The following is a 251-nucleotide window of genomic DNA, read 5'->3' as shown; positions in this document are numbered from 1 at the left end:
GGCGAGGCTAACGCCGAGGATACGCTCAGGAAGAAGCCTCGCGACTGCTGATCAGCTTCTTCAGCAGCGGGCGTCCGGCGAGCACGGCGAACACCGGGCCGCCGGCGACGAGGTAGAAAGAGAAGGTCACCGCTCGCCAGATGACGATGGCCGCCGCCGCCGTCGACTTGCCGATCATGGGGGCCAGCAGGGCCGCCGAGGTCAGTTCGGTGCCGCCGGCGCCGCCGGGGATCAGCGAGAGCTGTCCGGCG

1 protein-coding gene is annotated in these 251 nt (G+C 70.1%); it reads right to left on the bottom strand.

Features of this window, described 5'->3' with window-relative positions:
* Window positions 1-25 precede the first annotated feature (25 nt).
* Window positions 26-251 (bottom strand): lysylphosphatidylglycerol synthase domain-containing protein (locus ACLJNW_RS27130; protein ID WP_410961652.1); only part of this gene is annotated, 226 nt, incomplete at its 5' end.

The sequence above is a fragment of the Salmonella sp. SAL4457 genome (assembly GCF_046548235.1).
GTDB lineage: Bacteria > Pseudomonadota > Gammaproteobacteria > Enterobacterales > Enterobacteriaceae > Salmonella > Salmonella enterica.
Note: the sequence above shows the minus strand (reverse complement) of the source record. Positions and strands in the feature narration are given on the sequence as shown.